The 16,002-nt window shown below is 38.0% G+C and carries 9 protein-coding genes; 1 reads left to right on the top strand and 8 read right to left on the bottom strand.

Annotated features, from left to right (window positions below; genetic code table 11):
- The first annotated feature begins 247 nt into the window (after positions 1 to 247).
- The gene (locus G508_RS0100760; protein WP_026703532.1) at positions 248 to 1,792 is read left to right on the top strand and encodes an Rne/Rng family ribonuclease; all 1,545 of its coding nucleotides are present in this window, start codon (positions 248 to 250) and stop codon (positions 1,790 to 1,792) included.
- A gap of 79 nt (positions 1,793 to 1,871) precedes the next feature.
- On the opposite strand, the gene pbpC is transcribed toward G508_RS0100760, so the two are convergent.
- From pbpC to G508_RS0100805, 8 genes are all read right to left on the bottom strand, one after another.
- Entirely contained in the window at positions 1,872 to 4,241 is a 2,370-nt protein-coding gene (gene pbpC / locus G508_RS0100765; RefSeq protein ID WP_035693794.1) for a penicillin-binding protein 1C, read from the bottom strand.
- A gap of 93 nt (positions 4,242 to 4,334) precedes the next feature.
- Entirely contained in the window at positions 4,335 to 9,839 is a 5,505-nt protein-coding gene (locus tag G508_RS0100770; protein ID WP_026703534.1) for an alpha-2-macroglobulin family protein, read from the bottom strand.
- A gap of 174 nt (positions 9,840 to 10,013) precedes the next feature.
- On the bottom strand, positions 10,014 to 10,349 hold the full coding sequence (locus G508_RS0100775; RefSeq protein WP_026703535.1) for a helix-turn-helix domain-containing protein: 336 nt from the start codon (positions 10,347 to 10,349) through the stop codon (positions 10,014 to 10,016).
- A 305-nt stretch (positions 10,350 to 10,654) separates the two neighbouring features.
- The gene (gene proC, locus G508_RS0100785; RefSeq protein WP_026703536.1) at positions 10,655 to 11,431 is read right to left on the bottom strand and encodes a pyrroline-5-carboxylate reductase; all 777 of its coding nucleotides are present in this window, start codon (positions 11,429 to 11,431) and stop codon (positions 10,655 to 10,657) included.
- Positions 11,432 to 11,558: 127 nt separating this feature from the next.
- Complete coding sequence (gene mgtE / locus G508_RS0100790) at positions 11,559 to 12,911, bottom strand: magnesium transporter (protein WP_026703537.1); 1,353 nt, start codon at positions 12,909 to 12,911, stop codon at positions 11,559 to 11,561.
- Positions 12,901 to 13,680 (bottom strand): 16S rRNA (adenine(1518)-N(6)/adenine(1519)-N(6))-dimethyltransferase RsmA, encoded by a 780-nt coding sequence (gene rsmA, locus G508_RS0100795; RefSeq protein WP_026703538.1) that lies wholly within the window; start codon positions 13,678 to 13,680, stop codon positions 12,901 to 12,903. Before rsmA ends, mgtE begins: the two co-directional genes overlap by 11 nt.
- Before the next feature lie 74 nt (positions 13,681 to 13,754).
- Positions 13,755 to 14,066, bottom strand: a complete 312-nt coding sequence (locus G508_RS0100800; protein ID WP_026703539.1) for a DUF4286 family protein — start codon at positions 14,064 to 14,066, stop codon at positions 13,755 to 13,757.
- A 62-nt stretch (positions 14,067 to 14,128) separates the two neighbouring features.
- On the bottom strand, positions 14,129 to 15,907 hold the full coding sequence (locus tag G508_RS0100805) for a tetratricopeptide repeat protein (RefSeq protein WP_026703540.1): 1,779 nt from the start codon (positions 15,905 to 15,907) through the stop codon (positions 14,129 to 14,131).
- Positions 15,908 to 16,002: the final 95 nt, after the last annotated feature.

A 16,002-nucleotide genomic window follows, 5' to 3' on the forward strand; every position in this document is an offset into this window, starting at 1 on the left:
TTTTCTTTTTTAGCGTTCATTGAAATAGGAGTTTTGGTCTCAGTTTACAGTCCATGTCCTCAGTTGAAAAACTGAAAACTACCACTGATTACTGCCAACTACTCCACCGGGTACACAACCTGTTTAATTATTGTTTAATCCATCCCTACTCAAAGGTTCAGGGTTTTTAGGTTTGGGTTCAGGGTTTTTGCCTTGTACCTTACATCTTGGAACCTTACACCTATCCGTACGGATAAAAATTTACAGTGTGAATAAAGAATTAATCATCAGATCTAGTTCAGAAGCCGTAGATTTTGCCTTATTAAAAGATGGAAAACTAATTGAGTTACACAAACAGGAAGAAAAAAGCAACTTTCAAGTTGGCGATATTTTTATTGCCAAAATTCGAAAACCAGTTGCAGGTCTAAATGCTGCATTTGTAAACGTAGGCTTTGAAAAAGATGCCTTCTTGCATTATCATGATTTAGGTCCCAATTTAGCTTCCCAATTGAAATTCATCAAACTTGTTAGCACAGGTAAAATAAAAGATTTCTCCTTAAAAAACTTTCAGTTTGAGAAAGAGATTGATAAAAATGGCGTAGTAACTGATGTTCTCAGTGCCAATCAATCAATTTTAGTGCAAGTCGTAAAAGAACCTATATCTACCAAAGGTCCAAGAATCAGTTCAGAGCTATCACTTGCCGGTAGATTTATTGTTCTCGTTCCTTTTTCTGACAGAGTTTCGATATCACAAAAAATCGAATCCAAAGAAGAAAAAGAGCGTCTTAAACGATTAGTACAATCCATCAAGCCTAAAGGATTCGGTGTTATTGTTAGAACAGTAGCCGAAGGCAAAAAAGTCGCAGAATTAGAAAAAGACTTAACAACATTGCTCGACAGATGGTCGGGGATGTGTAAAAAATTACCAACTGCTCATCATCCATCAAAAGTATTAGGAGAACTCAACCGAGCCTCCTCAATATTAAGAGATGTTTTCAATGACACTTTTAGTGGCATTCACATAGATGATGAAGAGTTGTTTTATCAAACGAAGGATTATTTGCAAGAAATTGCACCTTCAAAACAATCAATCGTAAGGCATTATCAATCAAAGGATACGCCGATTTTCGAAAAATATAACATAGAGAAACAGATCAAAACTTCATTTGGAAAAACCGTCTCAATGAGCAAAGGTGCTTATTTGATAATTGAACATACAGAAGCGCTGCACGTCATTGACGTAAACAGCGGAAACCGTTCCAATAAAGCAACCAATCAGGAAGACACAGCACTTGAAGTCAATATGATTGCAGCCGCTGAAGTTGCACGCCAACTTCGCCTTAGAGATATGGGCGGTATCATAGTAGTTGATTTTATCGATATGTCTGACCCCGAAAATCGCAAAGTATTGTTTGAATTTCTTCGTGAAGAAATGAGCGATGACAAAGCCAAACACAAGATTTTGCCTCCAAGTAAATTTGGATTAGTTCAGATAACAAGGCAAAGAGTTCGACCAGAAGTCAACATCAAGACCAGAGAAGAAGACCCCAACAATGAAAATGGGGAAATTGAAGCTCCAATCCTGATTATCGACAAGATTGCGTCAGACCTTGAAAGAATATTGAAAATCCATAAAAAAGTCGTACTAAATGTACACCCTTTTGTGGCAGCATATCTATCCCAAGGATTTCCATCAATGCGTTCAAAATGGTTTTTTGAACACAAAAAATGGATAAAAATTATACCGCGAAATGCGTATACGTTCTTGGAATACCATTTCTTTGACAGAGATGGAAATGAAATAGCAGATTAATTTAGAAACCGCCTTTCGCAAGATTGGCGGTTTTTTTATTTGTAGCTATTCCGGCTAAAGAATTTGTTTTCAATGAAAACTATTCACTAATAATCTCAATTTTCCTCCTAATTTCATTCCCAAAAGCATCAACAACCGTAATATAATGAATTCCCGAACTTGGTTCAATCGCCATTTCATGAAAGGTTTTTGTTGTACCCTTAAAAACATTATCCACATACCAATACAACTCCGTTTCCCTTTGAGAATGGGCCACTTTTAAAATTACGGGCTGTATTTCGCTGTCAAAATTCTTAGTCAGATAGATTTTACTGTTCTGTTTCGGATAAATAAAATCCATCGAAACCGTTTGTGTTGCCCTACAATCTTCACGAAAAGGTGGCAAAGTTTGGTATTCAATGTGCTGACTCTTATAATACCATTCCATCACGGGAGGCAAAACAAACCAGGTTTTAGTCACGATGTTTTCAATGTTTTCACAACTGCTGTTCACCCTAAATTGTTGCGTTTTATCCAAATGAATTATTTTATGATACGGACAAACGGTAGTTGTTTTTCCTTTCAACGAAACCAACTGTTTTATTTTAGGACAATTTTCTTGAGCCAAATGACCACTCAAACGGCAAACTTCTACTTCTTCCAAGTCATTCAAAGGCGTAGCAAACCATTTCTTTCTTGGCAACACATTAAAAACATCAAAAAGAATGGGTGCCGCACTCGAAACCCCTGTCAAAGTTGGTCTTCCCTCTCCCGAAGCATTTCCGACCCAAACCCCAACCACATACCTAGAATTGGTTCCAATAGCCCAAGCATCACGGTTTCCGAAACTAGTTCCTGTTTTCCAGGCAATCTTTTGTGAACTGTCATAAAACTTCCAAGCTTCATCGCCTTCGGGCCTATTCACTTCTTCCATTGCATTATAGGTAAGCCAAATAGCTCCAGCTCCAACAATCGTTTTCTGATAGCTTTCTTTTCCGAAATCGGGTTCGAAATCACTTTGATAATTCAATTCTGCAAATTCATTCTTCCGATATTTTCCTTGATATTTATTGAAATAATCTACCGTTGATGACATTCCTGCATACGTCCTACACAAATCCCATAAGTTACTCTCTGCTCCACCTAAAATTAACGACAGACCGTAATGATTCGGTGGCTTTGAAATGTCTTTTAATTTGAATTTTTGTAATTCTTCATAAAATTTATTGACTCCAAAATCCTGCAACATCAAGACTGCCGGAATATTCAATGACCTCGACAAGGCCCGATGTGCTGGAACCGCTCCATCAAAAGTGAGATTGAAGTTTTCTGGCGTATAACCCGAAATTTGTGTGGGAATATCAGCAATTAGTGTATTGGGTAAAATGGCCCCTTCATCAAGCATTGAAGCATACAGCAAAGGTTTTAAAATACTTCCTGTACTTCTTGGTGCCCCAATGACGTCTACATCCTTTTGATGATTGGCATCCGTTGGAGCATTACCCACATAACTCATGATATTTCTATTGGAAACATCAATCACCAAAATCGCCAGATTATGCACTTCATTTTGTTTGTATTGGTTGTAATAATACCTCGCAATCTGGTTGACCCGGTTTTGCAAGGCAATTTCAACTGTAGTTTTTACTTTTTGACCTTCTTGATTTTTAGAAATTCGTTGCAATAAATGTGGTGCGATTTGAGGCAAATCAAAGGGTTTTTGAGGCAATGGTTCAGCTACTGAAAGTTCATAAGTTTGCTGATCAATAATTCCCTCTTTCTGTAATTTCAACAAAAGTGCATCTCGCTTTAAGCGTAATTTTTCCTGATTCTTTCCTGGATAAATCAAACTTGGAGCATTCGGCAAAACCGCCAAAGTCACCGTTTCCGACCACGATAATTGATGTGATTGTACGCCAAAATAACGCCACGAAGCCATTTCCAAGCCTACTACATTTCCACCAAATGGAGCATGACCTGCATATAATTCAAGGATTTTATCTTTCGAATGACGAAGTTCTAATCTGGTAGCAAGTACCATTTCAATTATTTTTTCGAAATATGTTCTGCCTTTTCCTTTTCTAGAAAGTCGGATCACTTGTTGGGTCAAAGTACTTCCACCACGAACCACTTTTCCTGCTTTTTGATTTTGCCGAATGGCATTAAACATCGCAACTGGATTAAAACCTGGGTGCTTATAAAAATATTGATCCTCAAAATAAACAATACATTTCTTGAATTTATCCGGAACACTGTCACTTGCTGGAAATCGCCATTGACCATCACGAGCGATTTTGGCCCCTAGCAATTCGCCCTCTTTACTTTCTATAACGGTTGAATAAGGTGCTGAAAATAAAGTTTTAGGCAAACAAAAATAATAGCCTATCAAAAGCAAGAATGCAATTGAGGATTTTATTTTGTTGCGTTTTATCCAGTTGAGGATATGCTGAAAGAAAGCTTTTATTTTCATTTTTACCACGAAGGCACAAAGAAGGCACAAAGCTCGACAAGTCTACCCAATTTGTGGACTCTGTGATTTCTTTGTGCCTTTGTGTTTAAATTATTACTTCACAACTTCAACCCAAAAACCTTTTGTTCTAGCCAAGAATGTATTGTCGTACATCGCTTCGCATTGAAGTCCAGGTAAATAATAAGTCCCTAAATAAGATGCATTCAGCAACACTCGGAACGTCTTGGTTTCATTGGATTTCATACCAAAATAGAAATTAGTCCTGTCATCTCGCATATCGATATAATCGGCTACATTGTTGGTTGCATCGCCATAATCTGTGAATCTCGTATTGACGATTTCAAAACCTGAAGGCAGAATTTGCGTCAACGCCACATTTTCTACACGTTCGTTTCTTTGATTTTTCACGGTTACTTCAGCAATAAACTCGGTTCCTTGATTGATCTTTGAAACATTGATGATGTTGCCTTTTCTATCTTTGAAAACAATGTCAGCATCAACATTACTTTGAACAACTTGTTCCTGACCAACTGGCAAGATTCCGCTGTTGAGCAATCTCACATAAATCGTATTGTCTTTATTGTTCTTAATTGTCACGCCATTATTGCCTGATTTTACAACCAAATCCCTGTTGGCAATTGATTTTGAAGTCTTCACATTTTGACTTTTTCCGTCATTACTATATTTGACATCGATGCCTTTACTACCATTGCTTAAAGCAAATTTCGACATAGCATACAAACAATAAGCAGTAGTTTGAGTACTCATCCATTGGTTGGCTGACATTTGTTTGGCCAATTTATTCGCCATTGCAAATGCCTTTTGCTTTTGACCAAGGAGAATTAAAGTTTCCAATACCATTGCACGATTTCGATCACTTGAACCATAATAGTAATATTGATAGTTGCTGTTATCGTCATCGATTTTACTTTTTGAAAGCAACGTCATTCCAGCTTGCTTTTGACCAGCCAAAACATAAGCAGAAGCCAAACGAAGCTTACTTTCATTTGAAATCCCTGTCGTTTCTCTCAATCGGTTCATTGATGATAAATCTGGAGAACCAGCCAAAGCCAAGGTGTAAAGTCGGTAGGCTTGTGCCAAATCATTGCCGTATTGTGCAACGAATCGCCAATTTTTCGCTTCTTTCTTTTGATAGGAAATCCATTTCGATTTGAAATTGATTGGTAATACATAACCTTTTTTCTCGGCTTCCATCAAGAAATGTCCCGCATACGAAGTTCCCCAATCGTCTGCGTTTTGATTCCCAGGCCAATACGCCAATCCGCCATTTGCCAACTGGAAACCTCCCAAACGATTGATACCAGCCGTTACATTTTTCTGAATGCTATTTTGTTGTGACGCACTCAAATCAGCTACATCATTTAAAAATAATTGAGGGAAACCAGCCGATGTGGTTTGCTCCACACATCCGTGAGGATACGAAATCAAATACTGCAATCTTCTGTTGATGTCTATTGTTGGCATTGAAGAAACTTCGAGTTTGGCCTTGTTGCTTCCGCTTACGCCAAATGTTTCCCACGAAATCGTCTTGGAACTGTTTGGCTCCACGATAACATCCTTGAACATATTGGTCACCGGATTTGGATTCGTCAAATCAATCTCCACATCATAGGTAGATTTCTCACTTCCAGAAGTGGCGATAATCTGTACTTTCCCAATACCAGTTGCACTTCCAACAGCCAAATTAAAATACGCCATCTTTTCGTCAGGCTGTGTGAAATTAACGGTTTGGGTTGTCGCTCCAATAACTCGCAATCCGTTATTTGTTTTGATTTGAACCGTTACATTTTTCACTTTATTTTCCATTGCAAAAACCGTTACCGGAATCGTCACTTTTTCGGATGGAGATATTTTTCGTGGCAACGAAGCCAATACCATCAACGGACTACGAACAGGTGTAGTCTTTTCTACACTTCCGTAAGCACTCGTATTGATATCTCCAGCAACCACCATAGTTCGGACAGAACCAATGTATTTTGGAAGTTGAATTTGATGGGTTTTGGTTTGTCCTTTTGGCAAGACGAATGGCCCAAGATATACTACAACTGGTTTGAAGCGATTGGCTTTCTTGGCTTTTCCTCCACCTAAATCCTCATCTCCACCAATACTGAAAATCTGGTTGATTTTTCCGCCATAGGCTCCAATAATATCATCATATACATCCCAAGTTTTCACACCAAGTGCTTCTCTTACATAAAAACTATCCCAAGCATTTGGTGTTTTAAAACGTGTCAAATCCAGCAAACCTTCATCTACAACGGCAATCGTATAAGTCATTGCTTTTCCTGATTTTTCCGAAACTTTCAAGCTGAATTTTTGTTCAGGCTTCAAAACATCGGGCATCACAATTTTAGGTTCTATAATCGTATTCTTATCGATCACTTCAATCGGGATAATACCGTACATCCTTATTGGCGAATCGTTCTTGGTTGTGGCATGAGGTTGCAACAACGTAATATTGAAATACACATTCGGAGCCATTCCTGCCGTAATCGGAACATCCACTTTGGTTTCGCCTTTGGTGGTTTGTGTCCAAAGAGTTTGCACTACTTTCGATCCGTTTTCAATCGAAATCAAAGCCCTTCCTCCTTGGCTTGAAGGAAATGAAAGCTTCGCTACTTCGCCAACAGCATAATTCTTTTTATCTGTTGAAAACACCAACATATTAGCAGTCGTTGCATCCGTATTCTTGGTTTTTCCCGACCACATTGGCCAATCAATCAAAACAGTTTGAGCTGTGGCGTGACCATCGTCTCCGTCCTGAACTCGCACCAAATACCTGCCCCATTCCTCATCGGTTACGGCAAATTGAAAACTTCCTTTTCCTGAAGCATCGGTATTGACGTAGAAATTCTTATAAGATGTCGTAGCGTTCGACGAACTGTAATTCGACAAATTATCATACGAAGCATCCCACCACCAACGCCACTCTACTTTATACACTCGAACTTCAAGGTTTCTTACGGATTTTGGACGCCCGTTCTCATCAACTGTAACCACTTCAAAACGGTTGTTTTTTCGGGTTTCGAGCATTCCGTATTTGTTAGGTTCTGGCGATTTTATTCCGACATACGTATTGTATGGAGAATAAGTTGTCGCCATAACATCGGTACTAAAATCACCGCCTTCTTCATATACTTTTGTGATGAAAGCCGCCTTTAACATTCCGGGAGCCTGACCGTTTAATTTTGGGTCGATATCCACAGAAGCACGACCATATTCATCAATCTTTCCAGAGAAAACATTGATTTCCTCGGTGCTGAATTTCCGAACCACATCATCAAAAACATAGTTGCTGTAATTTTTAAAGGCTGTCTTTTGTTGCGAAAACTTCGCCTGCATCTCTACCTTCAAATTCTTTGCAATTGCTCCGTGAAGCCAAGTCACTTCGAGATTGCTTGTGTTAGCATAAGTCGAAGAAAGTACCGCATTCTTGAAACTGTTCTTGATTTTTAAACGGTTCGGCTTGATGGTTTCTATTTTTATATTCTTATAAAATTTCGCACCACCAACAGTTATCATCGCCTCCCAACTTCCCGTTGGAGCATCTGAACTTGTTGGCACTGTAAACGCATAATGGTTCAGTTCATTTGCTTTTTTAACCGTCTCATAGGTTACTTTTCCTCTTGGATCCGTCAAGCGGAATTTTATCGGGTGTGATTTTGGAAGCTTATTGGCTTGGTCATTTAAAATAAACGAAAGATAGAGGTTGTCGCCAGGACGCCAAACGCCTCTTTCGCCATAAATGTAGCCCTTGAGTCCTTTCTGCAACACCTCGCCAGCTACATCAAAATTACTGACCGACAACGAAGTGCCATCATCCAATCTCACGTAAGTACTGTTATCGCCTTGCGTTACAATGGCAAAATAGGCAAATCCTTTGAGTTGAAAATTCGCAATCCCTTCTGAATTGGTTGTTGCTGATGCTAATTTTTGCTGTTGAAAACTGTAAACATCAACCGTTGCTCCAGAAACAGGTTCTGTTGTAACAATATTATTTACGGCAAAGAAATAAGATCTGTTTTCTCCTCTTTTGGCAATTACACCCAAATCCGAAGCCAAGATATTGGTTCCGATAGTGGCATTATAAAAATAGGAATTCGTACACGGATCCTGACTCTCTCTCCATTCAAAATCTTCATAATCATAGTAGTAATAATCGTCATAACTACCGCTATAATTCACGTCGTTCTCCTCTACTTCCTCTTCTTCTGTTCCGTAATCCTGCTCTAAACTTTCGCATCTGTAAAGCGAATAGGCTTTCTTGAAAGAGAATTCAACTCGGTAAATCGCTCCCGGTTCTGGCGTTATAATCTTTGATAAATCCATAGCAAACGTGTTCCATTTGCTGGTGTTTATTAGTGTATTTTGTTTCAGATTAATGGTTTTCTTGGCAACAGGCTGTGCTACTCTTTTCAGGTTTCGTGTTCCATTCAAATCGTTCTCCTGAAGGAATTGCAGGATATTGTTCTTGTAAATCTTATAGACTTTTACATCAATCGCCTTGAGGTTTACGGCTTCGAAATTAATCTTCAAATTGTTTGAACTTGGCATGATCGTTCCGTTTTTGATGAAGCGAACATTCGGTTTCAATTGATCGAAAAGTACTTTAGTGGCGAAGTTTTTCTTCATCTTATAACCATCCTCGCTTTCAATTCCTTGAAACACTTCTAGCAACAAATTACCTTTTAAAGGTTCATCAAAAAACACTTTCAGGATGTTTCCTTGAATGGCATATTTGATATTTTCGGCCGTTTCAACCGAAACTAAACCTTGAAAATCTTGACCTTTTAACAATGGATCAGAAAAGTTAATCAATAGCGTTTGGTTGCTGTTATTGGCCACCTCAACATTCACGATACTGAAATTATCCTTCCCGACAACGGTATAATTGATCTTGCCTTTTTGTTCGATATCAAATTCGGTTCCGTCGTATAAAATCTCCAATGTTGAATCTTCTACAAAACGCTGGATACTGTCTACTACAAATTTGAATTCAGTTGGCGAACTCATGGCCTTGTCGAATTTTATCTTAAGCTTTTTGTCTTTTTGTTCAGCAGAAATAATTTTGGTAGCCGTCTCCAAATCCATATCATCGGCGGTTTTCAGGGTCGCATTCAAATACTGATAGTCCTTGCTGTAGGACTGCACATCATTGGTCGTGATGATAAAATCCTGCTTGATGGTTTTGACCGTAAACTTAAAATCATCAAGACCCTTTGGGGTATCAATCAGTTTCGAAAGATGAAACGTTACCTGGTATTCTGTGTTCTGGTCGAGCTTTTTTTCGGGTACAAAAGCCAGTGTATTATTCGAAAGCGCGATGACTTTCCCATCCACACTTGGTGAAATATCAAACAAATCATTGTCTAAAACCTGATTGGCCTTCCACTCTTTTTTATCAAAAGCCAAAACCACACGGATATCGGATTTGGTAGCAACCAAACCACCAGTGAAATTGGTGATGAACTCCTTAAACAATGAAAAATCTGAATTAAATTCGGCAGCCGATTTCTTGCTACACGCTTGAAACAATAAAAACATAAAAAACACACCAACCAATCCTTTCGTTTTCATTTTGATAAAGAGTTAAAAGTTAAATAACAGCCATACTGATTAAGGGCATAACTGTTAAAGTTTGTTTTATATTGTAGTAAATATAAGGTATTTTGTAAAATTTATTTAGAAGAATTTTCGGAAACCAAAAAGGGACGATTCATGCATAATCATCCCTTGCAAATACTGGAGATTTTATTTTTTGGTGGTAATGAGTTCCTTCAACAAATTGTTTTCCCACTTGAGTTTCTGGATTTCCTCTGCTTGTTGCGCAATAAGCAAATCCCTCTCCGAAACAAGATCCTTGCTACTCTCATATTCCTTGGGCAAAAGATTGGCAACATCCATAAAAAAATTATATTTCAAGGCATGACAGATGCGAATAAGATTGTTTGTTTGTAAAGAATTTTGCTTTTCATAGGCATAAATTGCCGTATTAGGAACCCCCAAAAGTCTGCTAACATCAGTTCTTCTAAGCCTTTTGGTCTCTATTAAATCATAGATTAACTTACCTACATGTATGGGTTTCATCGTGTATATTTTTATTAATTATTAGATTGAAAGCGACTTGTTTTTTATTGATTTTTATAATTAAATTAAATAATAATGTATAAAATTATTATTACTTATACATAAAATATTTATTTATATACTTCTATTATTTTAGCAAACAAAAACATCTGATTTTTTATCCGTCCGTTATTAAATCCAACTAAAAATACATGTTTTTTTATATCTCTTTTATTGAGTTTAGCAAAAAATACATCTTTTTTTATCCGCCTGTTATAGAGTTTGCCAAAAAATACATGATTTTTTATAGGCCTCTAAACGAAAAATTAGCCTTTTATCTTTTTTAGAGAAGTTTTGATCCCTTTTATCAACGAAGAACTAAAACCTTCGTGCTCCATCTCGTTCAAACCAACGATGGTACAGCCTTGTGGTGTAGTAACACGGTCAATCAGTTGTTCGGGATGCACGTTTTCTTCCATCAGCATCTTTGCGGCACCCATCACGGTTTGTGCAGCAATGGCCAAAGCAGTTTGTGAGTCGAAGCCAATTTCAATCCCGGCCTGCATCGACGCTCGAATATAACGCAAGGCATAAGCCGTTCCGCAGGCTCCGAGAACGGTAGCGGCATCCATCAATTTTTCGTCGATAACAGGAACAGTTCCTAAATTTTGGAATAATTCGATAACCTTTTTCGACTGATCTTTATGCCTTTCGGCAAATGAAACACAGGTCGCCGAAGCCCCAAATTGAGCGGCAATGTTCGGCATGATGCGGATGGCAGCGTGTTGTTCTCCAATTTTTTCCTGCAAGGCTTCGATGGAAAGTCCGCTAACAGCCGAAGCGATGGTCTTGTTGGAAATTACAGGAAGGATTTCGCCCAAAACCACATCTACCTGATAGGGTTTTATGGTCAGGATGATGACATCTGCGGAAGCTATATTGTGTTTATTGTCCGACGAAACTGTGATGTCTTTTTCCTGCAAATACTGGATAGATTCTATATTTCGTCTGGTTACAGTAATTTGGTTTCCTTTTGCATAATTTGATAATCCGAGTGCTATGGCCACTCCAAGATTTCCTCCTCCGATGATGTGTACTTTCATTGTAGTAAGATTGAAAGATTAAACGATTTTCAGATTGAAAGATAGGGAGTTTTTACAACAAAAAAAGGCTTTGCTGAAAAAATTAAACACTTGGTATTGAAAATCAATTATTATTTAACTCGCGGATTTAAAACCCAAGAATAAGCTTGGCAATGGAGAAATAAATAAGAATTCCGCAAATATCGTTGCTGGTCGTGATAAACGGGCCTGTCGCAAGTGCAGGATCGATGCCGAACTTATCGAGCATCAAGGGGATAAATGTGCCAATTAAAGAGGCAATAATAATCACCGACATCAGGGAAATGGTAACGGTAAGTCCGATTTCATAACTAACTCCAAGAAGCAAATGGCTTCCTAATAAAAGTATCGTTCCGAGGATAAAACCGTTGAGTAAACTCAAGCTTACTTCTTTTACAAGCCTGTTCCAAAGCGAACCTGTAATGGTATTGTTGGCCAAACCTTGCACGATAATCGCCGAAGATTGTACCCCAACATTTCCTGCCATAGCGGCAATTAGTGGCGTGAAGAAAAACAATTCTTTATAAACCGACATTGCTCCTTGAAAACCTTCGAGCAAAGTAACGCTGATGAAACCTCCCAAAAGTGCCAAAACCAGCCAAGGTAATCTTGCTTTTGTGAGTTCGATAACACTGTCATCGGCTTCAACGTCTTGCGAGATACCGGCTGCCAACTGGTAATCCTTGTCGGCTTCGTCCTTGATTACATCGACGATATCATCGATGGTGACCCTGCCTACTAACCGGCCCATTTCGTCGACTACAGGAACGGCTTCCAAGTCATATTTTTGCATGATTCGGGCTACCTCAACATCTTCATCATCGACTTTAACGAAATTGAGCTTTCGGATATAGACTTCGCTGATTGGTGTTTTGGTTGAAGTGGTCAGCAGATCTTTCAGTGAAAGTCGGCCTTTTAATCGGTCTTCATCGTCCACCACATAAATAGAATGGACTCTTGAAATGTTTTCGGCTTGGATTCGCATTTCCTTTACGCAAGTGAGAACGTTCCAGTTCTCGTTGACCTTCACGAGCTCCTTGTGCATGATTCCACCCGCGGTATCCTCGTCATAACGCAAAAGTTCAACGATATCCTTCGCGTGTTCAACGTCCTGAAGCTCGGAGATTACCTCTTCTTTTTTGCTTTGTGAAAGTTCGGCGATGATATCTGCAGCATCATTCGTTTCGAGTTCGTCCAGCTCTTCGGCAATCTCTTTTGGCGAAAGCCTGCTTAGGATGTTTTCACGTAAATCGTCATCCAATTCAAGCAGAATCTCGGCGGTTTTCTCGCTATCGAGTACCTTGAAAATATAAGTCGCTTCGTCAAAATCAAGTTCATCAAGGATTTCGGCAATATCGGCATGGTGCAAGTCGTTCAGCAAAAGCTCTAATTGCTTATCGTTTTTGCTTTGAATGAGTTGCTCAACCTCTATTATAAAATCCTTACTGACTTTAAACTGCATCTGCTTCTATTTTTTTTGTAAGTTCGATGAAATCCTCAACGGAAAGCTGTTCCGGTCGGAGGTCAAAGATAGTATCTTCTCTTAAATTATCCGATAGGTTTAATGTTTTTAAACTGTTACGTAATGTTTTTCGACGTTGCTGGAAGCCTGTTTTCACTACCGTGAAAAATAATTTTTCGCTACAGGGCAACGTGAAATTTTCTTTTCTGCGTAAACGTAAAACACCTGATTTTACTTTTGGTGGCGGAATAAAAACATCTTCGCTTACGGTAAATAAATATTCGGCATCATAAAAAGCTTGTACCAAAACCGAGAGAATTCCGTAGGCTTTTGTTCCTTTCTTTTCACAAATTCTTTCGGCCACCTCTTTCTGGAACATCCCTGCAAATTCGGGAATTTGGCTGCGGTATTCCAATGCTCGAAATACAATCTGGGTAGAAATATTATAGGGAAAATTGCCAATGATGGCGAATTGCTTTCCTTCGAAAATCTCATTGATATTGTACTTCAGGAAATCTTTTGAGATGATTTTCCCGTGAAGTTTGGGATAGTTCTCGTCTAAATAGGTTACCGATTCCGTATCAATTTCGATTACATACGTATTTATGGGTTTATCGAGAAGATATTTTGTAAGCACTCCCATTCCTGGCCCAATTTCCAGCACATCCTGATAACCTTCAAGGTTTAGCGTATCGGCAATATCTTTTGCGATACTTTCGTCTTTCAAGAAGTGTTGCCCGAGATGTTTCTTGGCTTTTACTTTTTCCATTTTTGATTTTTGATTTTAGTCCTGACGCTTCGGGATAGATTTTAGATTGTGGCAACCTAAACTTACAATCTTGATTAATGTTCGGAAATAAGTTCCAATTCTGTTCTAAAAGCCAGCATCTTGTCGCCAAAAAGCCTATGGCCTTCTTCTCTAAAACGCGGAGCATCTTCCTGGTAATATCTTTCGAGTGTTTCCTTACTATCGGCTATGTACTGAATAGAATATGTGGTTCCTCCCATTTCTTCTTCAATCAAAACCTTTACCATTCTAGCCGAGGAAAATTTTCCTGTTGCAAGAATTTCGCTGATGTGTTTTTGTTGCATCCATTTCAGCCATTGGTCGTGAACACTTTCGTGGATGTTTATAGTGACGTTGTATATGATCATTTGATTTTAGATTTTAGAGTGAAGATTTGGGATTTGGGATTTGGGATTTTAAATATTGGAATTTATAAGTTTGCATCTCCTCTTAACTGACGGAATTTCTTTCGGGCTTCTATAAAATAAATACTATCCTGATGATTGAACAAGACGGCTTCATATAAAGGCTTTGCTTTCTCGGGAGTTTTTAGGTCGTTGTTGTAGATTTCGGCAGAGAAATACAAGGCTTCGTCGATATAAATTCCTTCCTTGTGATTATCGATAATATTCTGGTATTGGCTTAAAGCCGAATTATAATCGTGCATCTTTTCATACGTCTGCCCTAATCTTAAAAGAGTTACGCTTTCAATCTCGTTGCCTTTGTTTTCCTTCAATATGTTTTGGAATTGTACCAAAGCTTCCTGCGTTTTATTTTGATATAAAAGATAATCGGCTCTTGCGAATTTCTTCAAGGCAACTTGGGTAGAATCGGCAACGGTATTGTCGTTTATCAAAAGAAAATATTCCAAAGCATCATTGGCTATCAATTGTGTAGAGGCCGATTTCAATACTTTAAACTGACTTGTTGCATACACAAAATCGGCTTTGAAATAACTGGTTTTAGCTGATTTTAAACTTGCCTCGTGACCAACCTCATCATTCTTTAAATCTTCTTCGATTTGAGAATAATAAATTAAAGCTTGGTTGAATTTTTCTTCGAAAAGCAAAATATCGGCCAATTCCATCTTAATTTCAGCTTCTTGGTATCTATTTATTGGAAGTTCCAAGGCTTTCTTCAAAATGGCTCTTCCTTGTTCAGGATTATTTCGGTTAAAAGTTATAAAATGTGCCTGAAGTGTTTGCAATGACAAAGAATACGGACTGATTCCGAATTTTTTCAATAGCAATTCAAGTTCGGCTTCAATAGCAGGATAGTCTTTTTCAGTAGCTTTTTCAATTCTGTTTTCAAGCAAAAAGGAATGGGCAAAAATCTGTAAATCGAGATCTTGTGTGTTTTCTAAAACAAAATTTATAATCTCAATTGCCGATTCTTCATCACCTTCCTCGATTGCCAATTGAGCAAGATTTACAATATCAGAAAACGATTCAGGATCCCTTCTATAAATGGCTTTCTCTTGGATAAATGCCTTACCGTAATCTTTTTGCTGAACAAAAAACCAACTCAAGAATTTGTTCCAAAAAATATCTTGATCTTTTTGGGTTCTAATCAACAATGCCTTTCGCAACGAATCGTTAAAACTTGTCTCTCCATCCTCATTCATAAATCTTGACAAATGATTCTGAATCATAATCTGACTTTGAGGGTTTTTCTGAGCTTCTTCGAGGAATTTCTCAATCATCATTTCAGTTTTTCCCTGTTGACCGTATATAACTGCCATCTGATAATTGAAATTGAGTTTGGGTTCGAGTGATGTTGATATTTGATAAGCTTTCAAGGCATAATCTAGCAGGTTTTTCTTTTCGAAATTAACAGCAATTGCATATACATTTGAAGGATTTTCTTCTATTTTCTCTAATGCTTTATCGTAGAATTTTTTAGCTTTAGCTTCATCCTTTTGAAGTTGATAGTTGTAGCCCAATTCTACCAACATATTAGGTTGTTTGTATTTGTCCAATCGGGCCTGAATCATTTCATTTGCCTTTTCGAAATGCGAAAGCTGCTGATGTGATTCTAGTACTTTTTGAAAATATAAATTATTTCCCGGTTTATCATTGAGCAATTCTTCATAAGCGATAAGCGCTTTTTCAAAGTCTCCTTTTTCAAAATAATTCAACGCCAGCTGTTCGTTTTGGGCAAAACTTGCTAGCGAGAAAAACAGGAATATGTATAGAAAAAGGTGCTTCATCGGATAATTAAACGATATCAATCGGAGAATGGTGAAATTTAGTACTTTTTAAGTTTGGATTTTTCAAATTTAACTTAAAATTTAATGCTAAAGAA

Source organism: Flavobacterium soli DSM 19725, from assembly GCF_000422705.1.
In the GTDB taxonomy this organism is placed as follows: domain Bacteria; phylum Bacteroidota; class Bacteroidia; order Flavobacteriales; family Flavobacteriaceae; genus Flavobacterium; species Flavobacterium soli.

What these genes read in the sequence shown, in the direction of transcription:
- pbpC (WP_035693794.1), bottom strand. Translation starts at nt 4,241, where the DNA reads ATGAAAATAAAAGCTTTCTTTCAGCATATCCTCAACTGGATAAAACGC.
- G508_RS0100770 (WP_026703534.1), bottom strand. Translation starts at nt 9,839, where the DNA reads ATGAAAACGAAAGGATTGGTTGGTGTGTTTTTTATGTTTTTATTGTTT.
- G508_RS0100775 (WP_026703535.1), bottom strand. Translation starts at nt 10,349, where the DNA reads ATGAAACCCATACATGTAGGTAAGTTAATCTATGATTTAATAGAGACC.
- proC (WP_026703536.1), bottom strand. Translation starts at nt 11,431, where the DNA reads ATGAAAGTACACATCATCGGAGGAGGAAATCTTGGAGTGGCCATAGCA.
- mgtE (WP_026703537.1), bottom strand. Translation starts at nt 12,911, where the DNA reads ATGCAGTTTAAAGTCAGTAAGGATTTTATAATAGAGGTTGAGCAACTC.
- rsmA (WP_026703538.1), bottom strand. Translation starts at nt 13,680, where the DNA reads ATGGAAAAAGTAAAAGCCAAGAAACATCTCGGGCAACACTTCTTGAAA.
- G508_RS0100800 (WP_026703539.1), bottom strand. Translation starts at nt 14,066, where the DNA reads ATGATCATATACAACGTCACTATAAACATCCACGAAAGTGTTCACGAC.
- G508_RS0100805 (WP_026703540.1), bottom strand. Translation starts at nt 15,907, where the DNA reads ATGAAGCACCTTTTTCTATACATATTCCTGTTTTTCTCGCTAGCAAGT.